A 21,368-nucleotide genomic window follows, 5' to 3' on the forward strand; every position below is an offset into this window, starting at 1 on the left:
TTGGGAAATGGTGTTACTGGCTGCCGCCGGCTTCCTCTGCCAGCTGCAGGAACCGCACGGCGAGGTCCTGCCCGCCCTGGGGGTCGCGGGAGACCAGCAGCACGGTGTCGTCACCGGCGATGGTTCCCAGGATGGACGGCATGACCGAGTGGTCGATGGCCAGGGCCAGGAAGTTGGCTGCGCCCGGCGGGGTCCGGAGCACGGCGATGTTGGCCGAGGCCTCCGCCGTGACCAGCAGCTCGCTGCACAGCCTGGCAAGGCGGGCATCCAGGATTTCCTGGCTGACGCCGCTCTTGGCGGCGCGTTCGCCGCCTTCGCCGGGAACGGCGTAGACCAGGACGCCTTCCTTCCCGCGGACCCGGACGGCGCCGAGTTCCACGAGGTCCCTGGACAGTGTGGCCTGGGTGACCTGGACGCCGTCGTCGGCCAGCAACGCTGCGAGCTCCGCCTGGGAGCGCACCGATTCACCCGTCAGGATGGCGGTGATGCGCGCCTGGCGGGCCGTTTTGGTGGCCGGGCTGGAGCCCGGCACCGACGGGTTGGTGGACACTAGAACGTGCTCTCCCCGGTGCCTTCAACGGGGGAAAGACCGTCGACGAAGGCGAGTCCGGACCGGTGCATGAGCCAGGCCATCAGTGCTTTCTGGGCGTGCAGCCGGTTTTCGGCCTCGTCCCAGACGATGGACTGCGGGCCGTCGATGACACCCGCGGAGATCTCATAGCCGCGGTACGCGGGCAGGCAATGAAGCACGACGGCGTCGTCCGCCGCGTGTGCCATGGCCGCCTCATCGACGGAGTACTCCCGGAACAGCTGCATCCGGGCTTCCTTTTCGGCTTCCTGGCCCATGGAGACCCACGTGTCCGTGGCGACGACGTCGGCGCCTTGGAGGGCTTCCGCGGCGTCGGTGGTGATCAGCACGGATCCGCCGGTCTGGGCGGCGCGTTCCTCGGCCGCGGCAACGATCTCCGCGGCCGGGAGGTAGCCTTCCGGGCCGGCGATGCGGACGTGCATCCCGGCGGTGACCCCGGCCAGCAGGTAGGAATTGGCCATGTTGTTGGCGGCATCGCCAAGGTAGGCCATGGTGAGGCCTGCCAGGTCGCCCTTGTGCTCCTTGACCGCGAGCAGGTCAGCGAGGAGCTGGCAGGGGTGGTAGTCGTCGCACAGGGCGTTGATCACCGGCACCTTGGAGTTCTCGGCCATGGCCACCAGGCCCGAGTGCGCGCCGGTCCGCCACACAATGGTGGAGACCATGCGTTCGAGGACCTTGGCGGTGTCCTCGACCGATTCCTTGTGGCCGATCTGGGCCTCGCCGGGGTTGATGATCAGGGCGTTGCCGCCCATGTCCGCGATGCCGGTGGCGAAGGAAACCCGGGTACGGGTTGAGGTCTTGTCGAAGATCACGGCTACGGTTTTGCGGCCATTGCCGTCCGCGGCGAAGGGCTGCACGCTGTAGGGCGCGGCCTTCATGCGGACCGCCAGGTCCAGGACTTCGGCCTGCTCAGCGGGGCTGAGGTCCGTGTCCTTGAGGAAGTGGCGGGTGCTGCTGGCCGTGCCGGCGGAAGAAACTACAGGGGTCACTGCGCGTCCTTAGCTGTCTGGAGGATTGCCGGGAGTGCGGCAAGGAAGGCGCCGGCCTGGTCCGTGGTGAGGACCAGCGGCGGGGCGAGCCGGATGGTGCGCGGCCCGGGGCTGTTGATGATGAAGCCGGCATCGAGTCCGGCGGTCACGACGGCAGCGGCCACGTCGGCGTCCAGGTCGAACCCGATCAGCAGCCCTTCGCCGCGTACTTCGGTGACGCCGTCGACGGCGGCGAGCCCGGTCCGGAGGTAATCCCCCACAGCCGCGACGTTTTCCAGTACCCGCTGGCTTTCGATCGCGTGCAGCGTAGCCAAGGCGGCCGCCGTCGCCACCGGATTGCCGCCGAAGGTGGTGCCATGCTGGCCGGCGCCCAGCAGCGACGAGACCTGCCCGCCGAACGTGAGCAGCGCGCCGATGGGGAACCCGCCGCCCAGGCCCTTGGCCAGGGTGACGGCGTCAGGGACAATCCCGGCGTCCGCGCTGGCGAGCCATTTGCCGGTGCGGCCGATGCCGGTCTGGACCTCGTCCAGGATCAGCAGGGCGCCGGCTTTGGTGGTCGCCTCGCGGGCTGCCCGCAGGTAGCCGGCGGGCAGGGGCCGGACCCCGGCTTCGCCCTGGATGGGCTCCAGGAACACGGCGGCCACGGTTTCGTCGATGGCAGCTTCCAGGGCGGCCACATCGCCGAACGGGATGTGCACCACGCCGCCGGGGAGCGGCTCGAACGGAGCACGGTAGGCTTCCTTGGCGGTCAGGGCCAGGGCACCCATGGTGCGTCCGTGGAAGGCACCTTCCAGGGCGATGATCCTGGTGCGGGGTGCGCCGTCCGGGCCTGTTGCGTTGCGCCGCGCCAGCTTGAAGGCGGCCTCGTTGGCTTCCGTGCCCGAGTTGGTGAAGAACACTTTCGAGCCGGCCGGGGCGTGCGTCAGGGCCAGCAGCTTTTCGGCAAGCGCGATCTGCGTGGGGCTGGTGAAGAAGTTGGAGACGTGCCCCAGCGTGGCCAGCTGGCTTGAAATCACGGAGGTCACGAACGGGTGGGCATGGCCCAGTGCGTTGACGGCGATGCCGCCGAGCAGGTCAAGGTACTCCTTGCCGTCGGCGTCCCAGACCAGGCAGCCGGCACCGCGGACCAGGACGCGCTGCGGGGTGCCGAAGACGCCCATGAGCGATGAGGAGTAGCGGGCGAGCCAGTCGGCGCCGCTGCTTTGGGAAACGAGGGTGGTCGCGGCGTCCGGAGCAGCGATCGGAGCTGCACTTTCAGAGGCCGAGCCGGCGATGGGGGCCCGGGTGTGGTCGGGCACCGCGAAGCGGGCGGGGCCCCCATCGCCGGTCGGGCTCAAGCCAACAGATTCGTTCATGATTCAGTCGTTTCTTCGTCGGGGACGACCTGCGTGCCGATGCCCGCCGTCGTGAAGGTTTCCAGGAGCATGGAGTGCGGCAGCCTGCCGTCCACGATGTGGGCGCGTTCCACTCCGCCGTCGATGGCTTTGAGGCAGGCCTCCATCTTGGGGATCATGCCCGATTCCAGTGAGGGCAGGAGCTGCCGCAGCTCCGAGGCCGTGAGCGAGGAGATGAGGGAGGACCTGTCCGGCCAGTTGGCGTAGAGGCCTTCGACGTCGGTGAGGATCACCAGTTTGGATGCCCCCAGCGCCTCAGCGAGTGCGGCCGCGGCCGTGTCCGCGTTGACGTTGAGGACCTGGCCGGTGGTCTGGACCTCTCCGGCTGCAGTCTCGACGCCGCCGGAGGCGATTTCCGGGGCAACGGTGGAGATGACCGGGATCCGGCCGGCAGCGAGAATGTCCAGGATGCCCTCCGGGTTCACGCCCACGACCTCGCCCACCAGGCCCAGGTCCACTTCCTCGCCGTCAATGACGGTTCCGGTGCGGACGGCACGGAGCAGGCCGCCGTCTTCCCCGGACATCCCCACCGCGTACGGCCCGTGGGAGTTGATCAGGCCCACGAGTTCGCGGCCCACCTGGCCGGTGAGGACCATCCGGACCACGTCCATCGCTTCGGGCGTGGTGACGCGGAGGCCGCCTTTGAACTCGGACTCGATGCCCAGCCGCGCCAGCATGGAGTTGATCTGCGGACCGCCACCGTGGACCACCACGGGGTGGATGCCCACGTGATGCAGGAACACCACGTCCTCTGCGAAGGCACGGCGCAGTTCCTCGTTGACCATGGCGTTGCCGCCGTATTTGATCACCATGGTGGTGCCGGCGAAACGCTGGATCCAGGGCAGCGCCTCGATCAGTGTGCCGGCCTTGCTTTGCGCATCAGTCATGGACGTGGTTTCGCGGGTCTGGGTGTTCATGCTTGCTCCAGGGTGGCTGGTTGAGTAGCTCGGGGATCAGCTCGAGTAGGCGCTGTTCTCGTGCACGTAATCGTGCGTGAGGTCATTGGTCCAGACGGTGGCCTCGGCGTCGCCGGACTGCAGGTCAATCTCGACGTGGACTTCGCGGGGTTCCAGATCCACCAGGTTCCGGTCGTCGCCGATGCTGCCGTTGCGGCAGATCTGGATGCCGTTGATCGCGACGTTGAGCTGGTCCGGCTCAAAGGCGGCATCCGTGGTTCCCACTGCGGAGAGGACACGGCCCCAGTTGGGGTCCTTGCCGAAAATGGCGGCCTTGAACAGGTTGGACCGGGCCACGGAGCGGCTGACGGTTTCGGCGTCCCGCTCGCTGGCCGCGTTGAACGTGCGGATGGCGATGTCGTGGCTCGCGCCCTCGGCGTCACCGATCAGCTTGCGTGCCAGTTCGGCGCACACCTGGGTCAGCCCGGCACCGAAGGCCTCGGCGGACGGGACGGCGCCGGAAGCGCCGGAAGCCAGCAGCACCACGGTGTCGTTGGTGGACATGCAGCCGTCGGAGTCCGCGCGGTCGAAGGTTACCCGCGTGGCGTCGCGGAGTACGACGTCGAGCATTTCCGCCTCGACGTCGGCGTCAGTGGTGAGGACCACGAGCATGGTTGCCAGGCCGGGTGCCAGCATGCCGGCACCCTTGGCGATGCCGCCGATGGTGAACTCCTGGCCGTCGGCATCGGTGCCGATGAACAGTGCTGCCTTGGGGACCGAGTCGGTGGTCATGATGGCATTGGCCGCCTCAGGGCCGCCGTCGGTGCTGAGCGCCGCCGATGCAGCCTCGACGCCCGGGAGGATCTTGTCCATGGGCAGCTGCTCGCCGATCAGGCCGGTGGAGCAGACAAAAACATCCGTCGCGGAGATGCCCAGGACAGCGGCCACTTTTTCGGCAGTGCTGTGCGTGTTTTGGAATCCCTGGGGCCCGGTGCAGGCGTTGGCTCCGCCCGAGTTGAGGACGACGGCGTCCACCCGGCCGTCCGAGACCACCTGGCGGGACCAATGGACCGGGGCCGCGGCCACGCGGTTGCTGGTGAAGACGGCGGCGGCTGCCTTGGACGGTCCATCGTTGACTACCAGGGCGAGGTCCGGCTTGCCGGACGCCTTCAGGCCGGCGGTGACGCCGGCGGCCCGGAATCCCTTGGGGGCGGTAACGGTCACGGTGCAACTCCCTGCAGGTTAAGGCCGGCGGTCTCCGCCAGGCCAAGGGCAATGTTCATGGACTGCACGGCGCCGCCGGCGGTTCCCTTGGTGAGGTTATCAATGACACAGGTCACGATCACGCGGCCGGCGTGCGCGTCATAGGCAAGCTGCATGGCCGCGTGGTTGGAGCCCTGGACCGACTTGGTGGCCGGCCACTGCCCTTCCGGCAGCAGGTGCACAAACGGCTCGTCGTCGTAGGCCTCAGCCCACGCCTGACGGAGGTCGGCGGCGGTGGTGCCCGCCTTGACCTTTGCCGTGGCCGTGGTGAGGATCCCGCGGCTCATGGGGGCGAGCGTGGGCGTGAAGGACACGGTGACGCCTTCCCCGGCGGCCTTGGACAGCCCCTGCTCGATCTCGGGCGTGTGGCGGTGGCCGCCGCCCACACCGTAAGGGCTCATGGAACCCATCACCTCGGCGCCGATGAGGTTTACTTTCGCGGCCTTGCCCGCACCCGAGGTGCCGGAGGCGGAAACTATGACGACGTCGTCGGGCTGGAGCAGTCCGGCCGCGAACCCGGGAGTGAGGGCCAGCAGGGCCGACGTCGGGTAGCAGCCGGGGACGGCGATCCGGGTGGCGGCCTTGAGGACCTCACGCTGGCCCGGAAGTTCCGGCAGGCCATAAGGCCACGTTCCGGCGTGGGCAGAACCGTAGAACTTTTCCCACGCGGCGGCGTCTTCGAGGCGGTGGTCGGCGCCGGCGTCGATCACGATGGTGCCTTCGGGCAGCTGGGCCGCGATCTCGGCGGAAGCCCCGTGCGGGAGGGCCAGGAACACCACGTCGTGGCCGGCGAGGTTTTCCACCGTGGTGTCCTCCAGGATGCGGCTGGAGAGCCCGTGCAGGTGGGGCTGCAGCTCGCCGAGGCGGGAGCCCGCGTTGCTGTGCGCTGTGATGGCGCCGATGGTCACGTCGGGATGCCCCGCGAGGAGGCGCAGGACTTCTCCCCCGGCGTAGCCGCTGGCTCCGGAGACGGCAACAGAAATAGTCATACCGGAAATCCTACAGCAAAAGTATTCAGTGTGTCCGATATTTATGCACTCCATCCTTTTCTCCGTTTCCGGACCGGTTAGACAGGCAGGCGTACGATGGGGGGAGGGTGATCCTGACCGCGCAGTCCGAATGTCGGCTGCAGCGTTGCCCGTAACAGTTACGAGGCCCCGGCTTTGACCACCACCCTCCCAACGTCGGAGCGCCCCCAATCGCGCGTCCGGCAGCCCAATGCAGTTGTCCTGAGCTATTCGGAACTGCTTAAGAGCGTCAAGGCCGCAGGCCTGCTGGAACGCCGCGTGGGCTTCTACATCACCGTCTTTTCCTGCCTGGTGCTCCTGATGACCGCCGCATGGTTCGGCTTCGCCCTGATCGGCGACAGCTGGTTCCAGCTCCTCATCGCCGCCGCCGTCGGCATCATCTGCACCCAGCTCAGCTTCCTGGCCCATGAGGCCGGACACCGCCAGATTTTCGCGTCCCGCCGCGCCAACGACTGGACCGCCCGGATCCTGGCCACTTCGGTGGCAGGCATGAGCTATTCCTGGTGGGAGCAGAAACACGGCGCGCACCACAACCATCCCAACGTCATTTCCAAGGATCCGGACATCGCCACCGGCGCGATCGCCTTCCACCACGAAGCCGCAGCCACGCGGCAGGGCCGGTTTTCGTTCCTGACCCGCAAGCAGGGCTGGTTCTTCTTTCCGCTGCTGTTCCTGGTGGGCCTGGGGCTCCAGATCGATTCGGTGAAGTTCATCTTCCGCCGCGCCAAAGTGACGCACCGCTGGGTGGAGCTGCCCATTTTGCTGGTCCGGCTCAGCGTGCTGCCGGTCCTGGCTTTCACGTTCCTGCCGCTGGGAATGGCGTTTGCGTTCATCGGCGTACAGCTCGCCGTGTTCGGCTTCTACATGGGCGCGTCATTTGCGCCCAACCACAAGGGCATGCCCGTCATTCCGGCGGACAGCCGTGTTGACTTCTTCAGCCGTCAGGTCCTGACATCGCGCAACATCTCCGGCGGCCGCTTTATGGACATCCTGCTCGGTGGCCTGAACCGCCAGGCTGAGCACCACCTCTTCCCGGACATGGCACGGCCCCAGCTGGACAAGGCCGCCAAGATCGTCCGCGAGTACTGCCGGAAGCACCAGGTTCCGTACACGGAAACCACCCTGCTGCAGTCCTACGGCATCATCGTCCGTTACCTCAACGACGTCGGACTTTCCGCCGGGCGCCACTTCGAGTGCCCCATGGCCACGGTCACCCGCCGCTACTGAGCGGCTCCGGCAAACCACAGCCGCCCCTCCGCGTTTGACCCGAAGTGACGGCCCCCACCGGCCGTCACTTCGCCGTTGGTGCCGGTTTCCCTAGGATGGATCCAGGACCGGGGCGAGGAAATCCCAGCCCCGGGAAGGAGATACATGACGCACGCAATTGTTGTCCGCGAGCCCGGAGGACCCGAAGTACTGGAACTGGCAGAGGCCGAACGTCCGGTGCCCGGCCCCGGCCAGCTGCTCATCAAGGTGGCGGCGGCGGGCGTCAACTTCATCGAAACCTACCAGCGCGGGGGCATGTACCAGGTCCCCTTCCCGTTCACGCCCGGCTCGGAAGCCGCGGGAACGGTCGAGGAGGTCGGCGACGGCGTCGAGAACTTCACGGTGGGCAGCAGGGTGGCCACCGCAGAAGGCAGCAAATGCTATGCCGGCTACGCCGTGCTTGATGCGGCCAAGGCCCTCCCGGTGCCGGACGGCGTCGACGACCTGACGGCGGCTGCCCTGCCGCTCCAGGGCATGACCGCCCATTACCTGATCAACTCCTCCTTCCGGGTCGAACCGGGCCACACCGTGCTGACGCACGCCGGCGCAGGCGGCGTCGGCCTGCTGCTGACACAGCTGCTGAAGGAACGCGGCGCCCGCGTCATCACCACAGTCTCCTCGGACGCCAAGGAGGAACTTGCCCGGGAGGCCGGCGCCGACCATGTGCTGCGGTATGAGGGCTTCCCCCACCACGTCCGCGAGCTCACCGGCGGAAAGGGCGTGGACGTGGTGTATGACGGCGTCGGCCGGAACACCTTTGATGGCTCCCTGTCCTGCCTGCGGACCCGTGGCACGCTCGTCCTGTTCGGAGCCGCTTCGGGCGCCGTGCCCCCGGTGGATCCCCAGCGACTCAACGCCGGCGGTTCACTGACGCTGACCCGCCCGTCCCTGGGCCACTTCCTGCTCAACGAGCAGGAGCGCCGCTGGCGGTCCGGTGAGATCTTCGCCGCTGCAGAAAACGGGCACCTCAAGGTCCGGATCGGCGCCACGTATCCGCTGGCTGACGCCCGGCGCGCACACGAGGACCTTGAGGGCCGCCGGACCACCGGCAAGGTCCTCCTGGTCCCCTGATCCCCGGTCCGGGAAAACGTCCGGTGAAGGGAAAGTGGACGCCACGCAAACGGCGTCACTTTCCGTTCACCTTGCCAGTGGACACTGCAGGGGTGACCGAGCTACAACTCAGCGGCCCTGTGCCCGACGGCCTTGCCGAATATCAGCCCCAGCTGCCCGGGTCGGACGTGGCACCCCCGGTGCGGACGCTGGTGGAGATCCTGCAGGAGACCGCGAAGCGCCATCCGGACGCGTCCGCCCTCGACGACGGCCGTGAGTCGCTGAGCTATGCGCAGCTGATGACCGCCGTGCGCTCAGCCGGCCGGGAACTTCACCTGGCAGGGCTCGGAGCCGGCGACAGGATCGGCGTGCGGATCCCCTCCGGCACCAACGGGCTGTACGTCTGGATCCTCGCGATCATGCTCATCGGTGCCGCCTATGTTCCCGTCGACGCCGATGACCCCGACGAGCGGGCCCGGCTCGTCTTCGGCGAAGCAAAGGTTAGCGCCGTGGTGACCGCCAAGGGGCTGGCTCTGACCGAAGCCAGGGCCGCGCCGTTCCCGGCGGCACGGCCTGCCACCCCCGACGACGACGCCTGGGTCATCTTCACCTCAGGCTCCACCGGAACTCCGAAGGGAGTGGCCGTCCGGCACAGGTCGGCTGCCGCCTTCGTCGACGCGGAAGCCCGGATCTTCCTGGCTGCGGAACCGGTCGGACCGCAGGACCGGGTCCTGGCAGGACTGTCAGTGGCCTTTGACGCCTCCTGTGAGGAGATGTGGCTCGCGTGGCGGCACGGCGCCTGCCTGGTCCCTGCGCCGCGCGCCCTGGTCCGCACCGGCATGGACCTCGGCCCGTGGCTGATCAGCCACGGCATCACGGTGGTGTCCACCGTCCCCACCCTTGCTGCGCTTTGGCCCGCGGAGTCGCTCGAAAACGTGCGGCTGCTGATTTTCGGCGGCGAGGCGTGCCCGCCGGAGCTTGCCGAGCGCCTGGCGGTGGAAGGCCGCGAGGTCTGGAACACCTACGGGCCCACCGAAGCCACGGTGGTGGCGTGCGCGGCCGAACTGGGCGGACCGGGGCCGGTCCGGATCGGCCTGCCGCTGGACGGCTGGGACCTGGCCGTGGTGGACGGTGACGGCCGCCCGGTGGCGGAGGGCGCCGTCGGCGAACTCATCATCGGCGGCGTGGGCCTTGCCCGCTACCTGGACCCGGCCAAGGACGCGGAAAAGTATGCTCCCATGCCTGCCTTGGGCTGGGACCGCGCCTACCGGTCCGGCGACCTCGTCCGATACGAAGCCGCCGGGCTGGTCTTTATGGGCCGCGCCGACGAACAGGTAAAACTGGGCGGCCGCCGGATCGAGCTCGGAGAAATCGACGCCGCCCTGCAGGCCCTCCCGGGTGTTGCCGGCGCCGCGGCCGCTGTGCAGACGACGGCGGCCGGGAACCAGGTGCTGGTGGGGTACCTCGCGCCGGCCGGCGACGTGGAACCTGACCTTGCCGCGGCACGCGACATGCTGGCCTCCAGCCTCCCGGCAGCGCTGATTCCTCTGCTGACCGTCGTCCAGTCGCTGCCGACCAAAACCAGCGGCAAAGTCGACCGGCACGCACTCCCCTGGCCGCTGGCCGGATCCGGCGCGGCCGAAAGCGACCGCGCTCCCCTGAACCTGCCTGACGACGCCGCCTGGATCGTCGAACAATGGGGCGCCGTGCTTGGCAGCCCGGCGGCAAGCCTGGACGCAGACTTCTTCGCCCACGGCGGGGGCTCCCTCGCCGCGGCACAGCTGGTGTCCGCATTGCGCCTCCGCTACCCCACGATCACGGTCGCGGACATCTACGCCACCCCGCGGATCGGCGCATTGATCGACACGGCCCGGCAGTCGCTTCCCGACGGCATTGCGGCCGGCCCGGCGAAGGAACGATTTGTCCGGCCGACAGCCCGCAAGTCGCAGGTCTTCCAGACCCTGATGGGGATTCCCCTGCACATCCTGGTGGGCATGCGCTGGCTGACCTACCTGATGGCAGGCAACAACCTCCTCGCCGGCCTGGCCGGCTTTGCTGCTGCGCCCACCGTGTCCTGGTGGTGGGTCGGGGCATCGTGGCTGGTCTTCGTCAGTCCCCTTGGCCGGATGGGCCTCTCCATTGGGGCCGCCCGGCTCCTGCTCCGCAACGTCGGCCCGGGCACCTACCCGCGCTCGGGGAAAGTCCATCTGAGGCTCTGGCTGGCCGAACAGATCCAGGATTTGGCCGGGGCCGTGAGCCTGGCCAGCGCACCGTGGGTGCCTTACTACGCACGGGCCCTCGGAGCGAAAATCGGCACCAATGTGCACCTGCATTCCCTGCCGCCGGTGACAGGCCTGCTGTCCCTGGGCAGCGGAGCGAACATCGAGCCCGAGGTGGACCTTTCCGGCTGGTGGATCGACGGTGACCACGTCCGGATCGGGGCTATCCACGTGGGCGCCGGGGCAACAGTGGGCGCACGCAGCACCCTCATGCCGGGCGCGAGCGTCGGCGCGGGCGGACAGGTCGAAGCGGGTTCGGCAGTGCTCGGCAAGGTGAAAGCCGGACAGTTGGTGGCAGGGTCACCGGCCCGCCGCCGCGGCAAGGCCAAAAATGACTGGCCGGACACCCCGCCCAGCAGCCGGCTGATCGGGCGCCTGTGGTTCGCTGCCTTCGCCTCGGCCTCCGCCGTCCTGGCCATGATCCCTTACGCGTCGGCGGCCGCCGCTGCCGGGATAGTCTTCCTGTTCATCCAGGGCAGCAGCTCCCTGGCCGCGGCGTGGCCGCAGCTCCTCGCCTCCCTGCCGTTGGCCGCGTTTGCCTGGTTCACCGCCAACCTGCTGCTGGTCCTGGGCACCACCCGGTTGCTGGGGACCGGGCTGAAAGAAGGCTATTACCGGGTGCGGAGCCGGATCGGCTGGCAGGTCTGGGCCACCGAACGCGTCCTGGACCTCGCCCGTGATCTGCTCTTCCCCATCTATGCGAGCCTGTTCACCCCCGTCTGGCTGCGCCTGCTCGGAGCCAGGGTCGGCAAAAACGTGGAGGCGTCCACCGTACTGCTGCTGCCCAAAATGACCACCGTTGGCGAAGGGGCCTTCCTGGCCGACGACACCATGGTGGCCTCCTACGAGCTCGGCGGCGGCTGGCTGAAGATCGCACCGGCGAAGATCGGCAAACGCTCCTTCCTGGGGAATTCCGGCATGACGGCAGCGGGCCGGAGCGTCCCGAAGAACTCCCTCGTGGCGGTGCTGTCCGCGACCCCTTCGAAGGCAAAATCCGGAACGTCGTGGCTGGGCAGCCCGCCGGTCAGGCTTCGCCGCACAGCCATCGCCTCTGACACCACCCTGACGTTCCGGCCCCCGCGCCGGCTGAAAATAGCCAGGGCCCTGTGGGAGCTCTGCCGCTTTGTGCCCGTGGTCCTTACCGTGGGCCTTGCCGCGGGGGTGCTCCTGGCGTTCGATTGGCTGGCCGGCGCAGTGGGCTACGGCGTGGCCGCGGTCCTGGGCGGGTTCGTGATGCTGCTGGCGGGAGCCGTGGCGGCCGGCAGCGCCGTGGTGGCCAAATGGCTGCTCGTGGGCCGGATCCGCGCCGGAGAACATCCGCTCTGGAGTTCCTTTATCTGGCGCAACGAGGTGGTGGACACGTTCATCGAGATGGTCAGCGCCCCGTGGTTCGCCCGCGCGGCCAGCGGGACGCCGGCGCTGGTGTGGTGGCTCCGCGGACTGGGAGCCAAGATCGGTTCCGGGACATGGTGCGAGAGCTACTGGCTGCCCGAAGCGGACCTTGTGACCCTGGGCGCGAACTCCACGGTCAACCGCGGCTGCGTGGTCCAGACGCATCTGTTCCATGACCGGATCATGAGCATTGACACTGTTACGCTCGAGGAGGGAGCAACCATGGGACCGCACGGCGTCATCCTCCCGCAGGCACGCATCGGCCATGGCGGAACAGTGGGTCCGGCATCGCTGGTGATGCGCGGGGAGACGGTTCCCGCGGGGACGTACTGGATGGGCAATCCGGTCAGTCCGTGGGCCGGGCCGGACGTTCCAGCACCCCGCCTGAAGTAGTACCTGCCAGTCCGCCACCGTTTGTGATTGAGGCCCCGCCCCATGAGTGTCCCAGAACCCGCCAGCTCCGGCACCGCCGTGGGAACGGCCGAAACCGGCGTGCGGTCCGACCGGTATATGCCTGGCCACGGCACCAGCGCCTACAGCGTTGGACGGTATGAACTGGACCTGGACTACCGGCTCTCCTCCAACCGGCTCAGCGGCCGCGCCCTCCTCCACGCCACGGCGGCACGCCAGGCATCCGCCGTCGTACTGGACCTGGTGGGCCTGCGCGCCGGCAAGGTGCAGTTCAACGGGCGGCGCGTCCGGCGCTTCGTGCAGCGTGGCGAGCAACTGGTGGTGCATCTCGATGCCGATCTCCTCCCCGGTGACACCTTCACGCTGGACATCCGCTACGAAGGCAATCCTTCGCCGCGCCGCGGGCTGTGGGGCGAAGTGGGCTGGGAAGAACTCACCGACGGTGTACTGGTCGCGGGGCAACCCAACGGTGCCCCGTCTTGGTTTCCCTGCAACGACCACCCCGGGAACAAGGCCAGCTACCGGATCACCGTCACCACCGACGCCAACTACCGTGTTGTCTGTAACGGCCGGCTGGTAGGGCACAGCATCCGGGCCAGCCGTGAAACCTGGACCTATGAGCAGGAAGAGCCGATGGCTCCTTATCTGGCCACCGTCCAGATCGGCCGGTACCAGTCCGTGATCCTCGATGCCGGGGACTCCCCCGGCGGGGTGCTGCAGTCGGCGGCTGTTCCGCCGGGCCTGGCAGGGGACGCCCTGCAGGGGCTCCGCCTGCAGCCGGAGATGATGCGTACGTTCGTCAGCTGCTTTGGACCCTATCCGTTCGCGGAGTACACGGTAGTGGTGGCGGACGATGTCCTGGAGATACCGCTGGAGGCCCAGACCCTGTCCATCCTGGGCCGGAACCACCTCAGTCCGGACTGGGATTCACAGCGTCTGATCGCCCATGAGCTCTCACACCAGTGGTTCGGCAATTCCCTGACGGTCAGCGGGTGGGGCGATATCTGGCTGCATGAAGGGTTCGCCTGCTACGCGGAGTGGATCTGGTCGGAGGCTGCCGGGGTGATGGGCGTCCAGGACCGGGCGGCGACGGCTTGGCGCCGGCTCTCGGCCGCGGGCCAGGACCTGGTGATCGGGGACCCCGGCCCGGAGCTGATGTTCGATGACCGTGTCTACAAGCGGGGCGCCCTGGCTCTGCACGCCCTGCGGCTGCGGTGCGGGGACCTCGCGTTTTTTACGCTGCTGCAGGAGTGGACCAGGACGCACCGGCACGGATCGGTGTCCACCGCGGAGTTCATCCTGATGGCGGACCGGGTAGCCGGACTCGACTCAGAGACGCTGCTGCATCCCTGGCTGTTTGAAGAGGCCCTGCCGCCGCTGCCAAAGCGCGGACGGCACGTCGCCAGCTAGCTGCTGCACAGGCGGCTGTCACCCGATGGCGACGGCGGCCACCAGCGTTCCCGGCAGGCCGGTGTCCGCCGGGTCAAGGTCTGCGAGTCCGGGATTGCCGAGGACGTCGACGGTGCGGGGATCGCGCCGGAGTCCTTCGCCCGTCATTTTGAGCCAGGCCTCCTTGCGGGCCCAGAGCCGGGCACGCTCACGGAGCAGTTCCGGCCCGGCCAGGTTTTCGACGGCGTGACGTTCCTCCGGGCCCAGGGCCACGGTGTCGAAGCCGTCAAAGTCCAGCCGCGCGGGGTCCTCGGCGTCGACGCCGAGCCGCATCCCGGCACATGGTGCCGGCAGCCCGGCGAGCAGGATCCACTGTTGCGTCCTGGCCATGCTGAGCAGCAGCGGCAGCGGTTCTCCCCCGCGGGTGTAGCCCGGCCTGCCGTGGGCAATGTCCGGTCCGGAGCCGCAGCGCTGACAGGCATAGGACACCTCCAGCTCCCCTGCCGGCAGGTCCAGCAATGCCGCGGCAAAGCGCCGCAGGGCAGCCCTGCCGGCGATGAAACGCGCCCGCGCGCCGGGCTCCATGGCGGCCGCCCGGGCGGCTTCCACAGGCTCCAGCAGCACCGAGCCGGAACCCGGACCGCCTGCAGGATGGCCGCGGAGATCCACGGCGTGCAGGACGAGTCCGGGCTCCACCTCAGTCAGCTAGCGCTGGACGGCACCGAAGCGCTCGGCGGCCAGTGCCACGGCGGCTTCGCGTGCGGCGGACGCCTCGTCTGCCGTCAGGGTCCGGTCCGTGGCACGGAAACGCAGCCCGAAGGCCAGCGACTTCTTGCCGTCCTCGATGCCCTTGCCGGCGTAGACGTCGAACAGCGCAACGTCCTCCAGCAGCTCGCCGGCTCCCTCGCGGAGTGCCTCAAGGACGTGGTCCGCCGGAATGTCCTGCGGCACCACGAGTGCGACGTCCTGGGTGGCCACCGGGAACGTGGAGATGTGGCGGGCCACAATGACGTCCGCGGCTGCCTCGAACAGGGCATCGGCGTTGAACTCCAGCGCCACCGAACGGGCAGGCATGTCGTGCGCGGCCAGGAGCTTCGGGTGCAGCTCGCCGGCGTAACCCACAACCTCGCCGGTCCGCAGCGAAAGCAGCGCGGCCCGGCCCGGGTGGAACGCCTGGTGCGCGCCCTGGCTGACCACGATCTCCACGCCCAGGACGTCACCGGCGAGCCGGGCGATGTCCAGTGCGTCGGACCAGTCCCAGGCGCGTGGCGTGTGCGCTGCAGCAGCTGGTGAATCATGGCCCGTGAGGACAGCGGCGACGTACAGCGGCTGGTCCGGAACGCCGTCGTACAGTGCATCCAGCACCTCGTCGGCGGGCTTGACGCCCAGCGGCGGGATGGAGGCAGTGCCCACGGTCCCACCGGGCAGGAAGACCAGGCCTGACTCGAAAAGCGCCAGGTCGCGGAAGCCGCGGGAGTGGTTGCGCTTGGCCACCTCGATGAGCCCGGGGAGGATGGAGGTCCGCAGGTAGCCGTGTTCCTCGCTGATCGGGTTGGCCAGCTTGACCGCGCTCCGCGGCGCGCCCTGCTCGGCCACGCCGAATGTGTCGTTGGCGGCCTTGGAGACAAACGGGTAGGCCAGGACTTCGGTCAGCCCGGCGTCAGCCAGTGCCTGGATAAGCCGACGGCGCTGCTGCTGCAGGCGGGTGAGGCCACGTCCCGGAGGGGCGACCGGGAGGGTGGCGGGGATGTTGTCGTAGCCCACCAGCCGCGCAATTTCCTCGGAGAGGTCCTCTTTGGTTTCCAGGTCGTTGCGCCAGCTCGGCGCCGTTACTGTCCAGCCGCCGTCGTTCTTTTCCACGGCCGCCCCGAGGTCCACCAGCGAGGTGGTGATCTGTTCTTCGGTGAAATCGATGCCGATGCGCTGGGCAGCGAAGCCCGACGGCAAGGCGATGGTCACGGCGTCCGGCGCGGTCCCGACGTCGGTCCCGGCCTGGTCAGCAACCCCGCCGGCGAGTTCCACCAGGAGGTCGACAACACGCTGGGCAGCGATGTCCGCCACGTGCCAGTCAACGCCGCGCTCGAAGCGCTTGGATGCCTCGGACGGCAGCTTGTGCCGGCGGCGGGAACGGCCAATGGACACCTCGTCGAAGTGCGCCGCCTCAACCAGGACGTTCGACGTCGAGTCGCTCACCTCGGTGGCCGCGCCGCCCATCACGCCGGCGATGCCGATCGCACCGGAACCGTCGGTGATGAGGAGGTCCTCGACGTCGAGCGTGCGCTCCTTGTCGTCCAGGGTGGTGATCTTCTCGCCGGCGACGGCGCGCCGGACCACGATGTCGCCGGACAGTTTGTCCAGGTCGTAGCAGTGCGTGGGCTGGCCAAGCTCGAGCATCACATAGTTGGAGATGTCCACCGGCAGCGAGATGGAGCGGATGCCTGCCAGGCGCAGGCGCGACACCATCCACGGCGGCGTGGGCCTGGTGGCGTCGACGCCGCGGACGGTGCGGGCCACAAAGCGGTCGCAGCCGGGCTTGCCGTAGATGGGCGCGTCGTCGTTGAGCTTCACGCCGTAGCCGCCGGTGAGTTCGGCCGGGGCCTGGACCTTTGTGGCGGGGTCCGTGAAGGCGGTTCCGGTGGCGTGCGCGTATTCGCGGGCCACGCCGCGGATGGAGAATGCATAGCCGCGGTCCGGGGTCACGTTGATCTCGGCGGCTTCGTCGTAGAGGCCCAGCAGGTCCATGGCGTCCGTGCCGATTTCGGGATCCAGCCCGATCCGGGACAGGACGAGAATGCCGTCGTGGTCTTCCCCGATGCCCAGTTCGCGGACGGAGGCGATCATGCCGGCGGAGAGGTGGCCGTAGGTCTTCCGCGCGGAGATGCGGAAATCGCCCGGCAGGACGGCGCCGGGCAGCGTGACCACCACTTTGTCGCCCTCAACGAAGTTGTGGGCGCCGCAGATGATCCCCTGCACGCCGGAGGGGTCGATGCCGTCGCCGGTGAGGGTCTGCTCCTGGCCTTCGGGGACAACCCGGACCTGGCACCAGTTGATGGTCTTGCCGTTGGTCTGCGGTTCCTTGACGATGCTCAGGACCTGGCCCACCACAATCGGGCCCTGCAGGGTGTCCGTGGGGCGGTGGACGGCTTCCTCTTCAAAGCCAACCTTGACCAGTTCGGCCATCAGGTCTTCGGCCGTTGCGCCGGCCGGTACTGCTGCGAATTCACGCAGCCAGGAAAGTGGGATACGCACTGTTAGATCTCCATCCCGAAGTGCTCGCTGAAACGTACATCGCCTTCGATCATGTCGCGCATGTCGCCCACCTCGTTGCGGAACATAAGGGTGCGCTCGATGCCCATGCCAAAGGCAAAACCTGAATAGGTGTCCGGGTCGATGCCCGCCGCGCGGAGCACGTTGGGGTTGACCATGCCGCAGCCGCCCCATTCGATCCAGCGCGGGCCGCCCTTGGCGCCCGGGTGCCAGATGTCCAGCTCGGCGGACGGCTCGGTGAACGGGAAGTAGTTGGGCCGCAGCCGGATCTGGGCTTCGTCGCCGAACATCTGCCGGGCGAAGTGCTCCAGTGTTCCGCGGAGGTCCGCCATGCTCAGGTGCTTGTCGATGGCCAGGCCCTCGAACTGGTGGAACACCGGGGTGTGCGTGGCGTCCAGCTCGTCGGTGCGGAACACCTTGCCCGGGCAGAGCACGTAGATGGGGACTTCGCGTTCGAGCATGGAGCGGACCTGGACCGGCGAGGTGTGCGTACGCATCAGGAGGTGCGCCTCGGGCGGCTCGACGAAGAACGTGTCCTGCATTTCGCGGGCCGGGTGGTCCGGCTTGAAGTTCAGGGCGTCGAAGTTGAACCACTCGGATTCAACCTCGGGGCCTTCGGCGATTTCCCAGCCCATGCCAACAAAGATGTCCGCCACGCGGTCCTGCAGGGTGGACAGCGGGTGCCGGGCTCCGGCCCGACGGCGGCGCGGGGCCGCCGTGACGTCCACTGTCTCTTCCAGCAGGATCCGGGCGTCGTTTTCGGCTTCCAGCTCCGCCGTGCGGTCCGCGAGCGCCTTGTTGACCCGGCCGCGGGAGGAACCCATCAGCTTGCCGGCGACGGCTTTCTGGTCTTTCGGCAGGCCACCGATTTCGCGGTTGGCCAGGCTGAGCGGTGACTTCTCACCGGTATGCGCCAGCCTCACCGCCTTGAGCTCGTCGAGGGAGCCGGCGCCGGCAATGGCGGCGATGGCCTGGTCTACAGCGGCAGTGATGGCGGCTTCATCCGTAGGGTTCGGGATGGCGGCGCCCGGCAAAGTTTCAGTCATCTACTGTTCTTAGCTACGAGTCGGGGCTGACGTATTTCCTCAATGAACTGGACAGCACTGCGCGGTTTCCCGGCAGCGTATCCGTCACTGGCAGGCCACAAAAGCGAATTCATCCAGGATGAACGCACTTGGTGGCCAGGTCCGGGCCACTGGATCAGTACCGGTTGGAACTGCCGGCGGCCACTATCCTCCAGTCTAAGTGAAGGCTCCGGCTACCATGGCCTCATGACACTGCGGCAGCGCCGGGCGCCGGCCCGGCCGTTGACGGCGGGTCAGCGGGCACGGCAGCTCGCGAACCTGGCCAACGGCACAACCTTGCTTGGCCTGGCCCTTGCCCGGGCCGCGGGAACCACCGTGAGCAAAGGCCCCCGCGGGCTGGTCATCGCCGCCGGCTACCGGTGGCGCCTGCCCCACGCAGGCGCATTCACCGTGGGAAATGTCATCCTTTCCCGGGCCCCCGCAGCGCTGCTGACGTCCAACGCGGCGCTTCTCGGCCATGAGGAAAAGCACTGCAGCCAGTACGCCTGCTGCCTTGGGCTGCCGTTCCTTCCGCTGTATTTCCTTGCCGCCGCGTGGTCACAGCTACGGACCGGAAACCCGGGGTCGGCCAACTTCTTCGAACGGCTGGCCGGCCTGGAAGCCGGCGGCTACGTTGATACCAGGACACCAAGGCCGGCCCCGCGCGGCGCCGGAGGAATCGAGGTCTGACCATGGCGGGCGAAAACCTTCCCCGGACCATCACGGTAACAGGAACAGGATCGGCCGAGGCCCCGCCCGACCTCCTGACAATTTCCGTTGGCGTCGAATGCCGGCGGGACGGCGTGGGCACCGCCTACGCTGACGCCGGCACAGCGTCCGGCGCCGTTTCCGGCGCCCTCCGCAGGCACGGCGTCTCGGACGCTGACATCCGGACGTCCGGGCTGAACGTCCGGCCGGAGCTCGTCTGGCGCGAGGGCGAAGGCCAGAAAGTGGCCGGTTACGTGGCATCGAGCGTGCTGACCGTCCGCCTCCGGGACGTCGCTGCCGCGTCAGCCGTCATTGCGGCCGTGGTTGATGCCGGCGGCGATGACGTGCGGCTGAACGGCCTGGAACTCGGATTCTCGGATGAGTCGGCTGTGATGGCCCGGGCCCGCACCGCGGCCTGGCAGGATGCCGCTGCCGCGGCCGAACAGTTTGCGTCCATGGCCTCGGCACGGCTGGGCGCCGTGGTGTCCGTTGCCGAACACCCCCTCGCATCCGGGCCGGTTCCGGTGGCGAGGCTTGAACGGGCCGCAGCCACGGACGCCATCAGCGTGGAGGCAGGCCACGCGAGCGTCGGCGCGGGCGTCACGGTGGTGTGGGAACTGCTGGACTGACGTCCCCGCGGCCGGGTCCGGCCCGGGGCCCGCCACGCAGGCACTGCGCGTCGGTCCTTGACTTAAGTTCGAACATATCTTCGAATAGAGGGCATGAGATGGGATGCACAAGCGCTGATGCCGGGGCCCGCCGGGGCCGGAAACGGCGCGTCACCCGCGCTGCTCCCCCTCGCCGGACTGGTCCGCTCCGTCACCACTCCCGAATTCGCCGGCATCACCTTCCATGAGGTCACTGCCAAATCGGTGCTCAACAAGGTGGTTGCCGGTTCACGGATGCCGTTTGAGTGGACAGTCAACCCCTACCGCGGCTGCAGCCATGCCTGTGTGTACTGTTTTGCCCGCAAGAGCCACACGTACCTGGACTTCGACGCCGGCCTCGACTTCGACAGCCAGGTGGTGGTCAAGGTCAACGCCGCGGAAGTCCTCCGGAAGGAACTGGCCAAGCCGTCCTGGGGCCGCCACCAGGTGGCCCTGGGCACCAACACCGATCCCTACCAGCGCGCCGAGGGCCGCTACCAGCTGATGCCGGGCATCATCACCGCGCTGGCCGACTCCGGTACACCGCTGTCTATCCTCACCAAAGGCACGTTGCTGGCCAGGGACATTCCGTTCCTGAAACGTGCAGCCGCCCAGGTCCCGGTGGGTGTCGGCATCTCACTTGCCATGACGGATGAAGCCCTGTCCGAGGCGGTGGAGCCGGGAACGCCGGGGCCGCGCGCCAGGCTGAAACTGGTCTCCCGCCTGCGCGACGCCGGGCTCCCCTGCGGCGTGATGGCCATGCCCATCCTGCCGTGGCTGTCGGACAGCGACGAAGCCCTTGATTCCCTCTTCGGCTCCCTGGCAGCTGCGGGGGCCACGGGAGTGACCGCCGGCGCCCTCTACCTGAAGCCGGGCACCCGTGAATGGTTCATGCAGTGGATCGCCAGGAACCATCCGGAGCTCGCGGGCAGGTACCGGCGTCTCTACGGCACTGGTTCCTACGCGTCCAAGGAATACCGCACCTGGCTTGCCGGGAAGGTCCGCTACTTCAAGCAGCGGCATGGCTTTGCAAGTACGCACGGTTTCAGCCACCGCGATCTGGAGGACGATCCCCGCGGCGAGGAAGCACAGTACCCGGCGGGAAGTATCCCCGCAGCCCACTCCGCCGGAACGCAAAAACGGCCTGCCGGGGAATCCCAACCGGCCGCCGCGGGGCTGCGCCAGCAACCCACCCTGTTCTAGGGGACGCTCCCAGGTAACCAGTTCAGCGGGGAGCGTTTGAATCCACGAGCGTTCCGAGGGATTCAAGCAGTGCCCGGACAATCGGGAAGTCGGCCGGGATCCACGGAAGGCCGAGAGCTTCGTCACGGTTAGTGGTGCTGATCCATCTCAGCTCGTCGTGGTCTTCGAGCGGCCGGGGATCGCCGTCGGAAATTTCTGCCAGCCACACGCGCATGCTGGCCCGCTCATTCAGCCGCCAGCCGGCTGGCGCCCCGCCGGCCAGTTCCGGCCCCAGTTTGACCCCCACGCCCAGTTCTTCCCTGAGTTCACGGTGCAGCGCAGCCTCGCACTGTTCCCCGTCTTCGACCTTCCCGCCGGGGAACTCCCAGAGTCCGGCGAACTGCTCGGGAGCTGTCCGCCTGGCCACCAGCATCCGGGTGGGCTCGGTCAACGAGTCAAGTATTGCGCCGCCAACTACCTGTATCCGTCCAGTCACCGCTCCAGTCTATGGGGGACAATTGATGAGGCGCCCCGCGGGCGTGCGCCACGATCCA

The 21,368-nt window shown here is 68.2% G+C and carries 17 protein-coding genes; 7 read left to right on the forward strand and 10 right to left on the reverse strand.

Annotated elements, in window-relative coordinates; genetic code table 11:
* Window positions 1-13 precede the first annotated feature (13 nt).
* From J2X42_RS14200 to argC, 6 genes are read right to left on the reverse strand one after another with little or no spacing between them, the layout of a single operon-like run.
* Window positions 14-550 (reverse strand): arginine repressor, encoded by a 537-nt coding sequence (locus tag J2X42_RS14200; protein WP_310166164.1) that lies wholly within the window; start codon window positions 548-550, stop codon window positions 14-16.
* Complete coding sequence (argF, locus tag J2X42_RS14205; RefSeq protein WP_310166165.1) at window positions 550-1,578, reverse strand: ornithine carbamoyltransferase; 1,029 nt, start codon at window positions 1,576-1,578, stop codon at window positions 550-552. The genes J2X42_RS14200 and argF overlap by 1 nt, the downstream gene beginning before the upstream one ends.
* Window positions 1,575-2,933 (reverse strand): acetylornithine transaminase, encoded by a 1,359-nt coding sequence (locus J2X42_RS14210; protein WP_310166166.1) that lies wholly within the window; start codon window positions 2,931-2,933, stop codon window positions 1,575-1,577. The genes argF and J2X42_RS14210 overlap by 4 nt, the downstream gene beginning before the upstream one ends.
* On the reverse strand, window positions 2,930-3,889 hold the full coding sequence (argB, locus tag J2X42_RS14215; protein WP_310166169.1) for an acetylglutamate kinase: 960 nt from the start codon (window positions 3,887-3,889) through the stop codon (window positions 2,930-2,932). Before argB ends, J2X42_RS14210 begins: the two co-directional genes overlap by 4 nt.
* 36 nt (window positions 3,890-3,925) lie before the next feature.
* A complete protein-coding gene (argJ, locus tag J2X42_RS14220) occupies window positions 3,926-5,092 on the reverse strand; it encodes a bifunctional glutamate N-acetyltransferase/amino-acid acetyltransferase ArgJ (protein WP_310166170.1) in 1,167 nt (388 codons plus the stop codon).
* Window positions 5,089-6,120: an N-acetyl-gamma-glutamyl-phosphate reductase gene (gene argC, locus J2X42_RS14225; RefSeq protein ID WP_310166173.1), complete on the reverse strand. Its 1,032-nt coding sequence runs from the start codon at window positions 6,118-6,120 to the stop codon at window positions 5,089-5,091. Before argC ends, argJ begins: the two co-directional genes overlap by 4 nt.
* 174 nt (window positions 6,121-6,294) lie before the next feature.
* Between argC and J2X42_RS14230 the strand changes: the two genes are divergently transcribed.
* The 4 genes from J2X42_RS14230 to J2X42_RS14245 all read left to right on the forward strand — a co-directional run bounded on the left by J2X42_RS14230 (window position 6,295) and on the right by J2X42_RS14245 (window position 13,967).
* Window positions 6,295-7,386: an acyl-CoA desaturase gene (locus tag J2X42_RS14230; protein WP_310166176.1), complete on the forward strand. Its 1,092-nt coding sequence runs from the start codon at window positions 6,295-6,297 to the stop codon at window positions 7,384-7,386.
* A 144-nt stretch (window positions 7,387-7,530) separates the two neighbouring features.
* Entirely contained in the window at window positions 7,531-8,496 is a 966-nt protein-coding gene (locus tag J2X42_RS14235) for a quinone oxidoreductase (protein WP_310166179.1), read from the forward strand.
* 92 nt (window positions 8,497-8,588) lie between these two features.
* Complete coding sequence (locus J2X42_RS14240) at window positions 8,589-12,539, forward strand: Pls/PosA family non-ribosomal peptide synthetase (protein ID WP_310166182.1); 3,951 nt, start codon at window positions 8,589-8,591, stop codon at window positions 12,537-12,539.
* Between the two features lie 42 nt (window positions 12,540-12,581).
* Window positions 12,582-13,967, forward strand: coding sequence for a M1 family metallopeptidase (locus J2X42_RS14245; RefSeq protein WP_310166186.1), 1,386 nt, complete (start codon window positions 12,582-12,584; stop codon window positions 13,965-13,967).
* A gap of 18 nt (window positions 13,968-13,985) precedes the next feature.
* Here the strand turns inward: J2X42_RS14245 and J2X42_RS14250 are convergent, their stop codons facing one another.
* The 3 genes from J2X42_RS14250 to pheS are packed head-to-tail and all read right to left on the reverse strand — an operon-like array spanning window position 13,986 to window position 18,259.
* Entirely contained in the window at window positions 13,986-14,642 is a 657-nt protein-coding gene (locus tag J2X42_RS14250) for a 4'-phosphopantetheinyl transferase superfamily protein (RefSeq protein WP_310166187.1), read from the reverse strand.
* Window positions 14,643-14,651: 9 nt separating this feature from the next.
* Complete coding sequence (gene pheT, locus J2X42_RS14255; protein ID WP_310166190.1) at window positions 14,652-17,195, reverse strand: phenylalanine--tRNA ligase subunit beta; 2,544 nt, start codon at window positions 17,193-17,195, stop codon at window positions 14,652-14,654.
* Window positions 17,196-17,197: 2 nt separating this feature from the next.
* Window positions 17,198-18,259: a phenylalanine--tRNA ligase subunit alpha gene (gene pheS / locus J2X42_RS14260; RefSeq protein ID WP_310166192.1), complete on the reverse strand. Its 1,062-nt coding sequence runs from the start codon at window positions 18,257-18,259 to the stop codon at window positions 17,198-17,200.
* Between the two features lie 225 nt (window positions 18,260-18,484).
* On the opposite strand from pheS, the gene J2X42_RS14265 reads away from it, so the two are divergent.
* The 3 genes from J2X42_RS14265 (at window position 18,485) to J2X42_RS14275 (ending at window position 20,835) form a co-directional block, all read left to right on the forward strand.
* Window positions 18,485-18,967, forward strand: a complete 483-nt coding sequence (locus J2X42_RS14265; RefSeq protein WP_310166196.1) for a hypothetical protein — start codon at window positions 18,485-18,487, stop codon at window positions 18,965-18,967.
* A gap of 2 nt (window positions 18,968-18,969) precedes the next feature.
* Window positions 18,970-19,614, forward strand: a complete 645-nt coding sequence (locus J2X42_RS14270; RefSeq protein ID WP_310166199.1) for an SIMPL domain-containing protein — start codon at window positions 18,970-18,972, stop codon at window positions 19,612-19,614.
* 93 nt (window positions 19,615-19,707) lie between these two features.
* Entirely contained in the window at window positions 19,708-20,835 is a 1,128-nt protein-coding gene (locus J2X42_RS14275; RefSeq protein ID WP_310166201.1) for an Rv2578c family radical SAM protein, read from the forward strand.
* Between the two features lie 22 nt (window positions 20,836-20,857).
* Here J2X42_RS14275 and J2X42_RS14280 read toward each other — a convergent pair whose 3' ends face one another.
* Window positions 20,858-21,310 carry a (deoxy)nucleoside triphosphate pyrophosphohydrolase gene (locus tag J2X42_RS14280; RefSeq protein WP_310166203.1) on the reverse strand — a complete coding sequence of 151 codons (453 nt, stop codon included), beginning with the start codon at window positions 21,308-21,310 and terminating at the stop codon, window positions 20,858-20,860.
* Window positions 21,311-21,368: the final 58 nt, after the last annotated feature.

Source organism: Arthrobacter sp. BE255, from assembly GCF_031457335.1.
GTDB lineage: Bacteria > Actinomycetota > Actinomycetes > Actinomycetales > Micrococcaceae > Arthrobacter.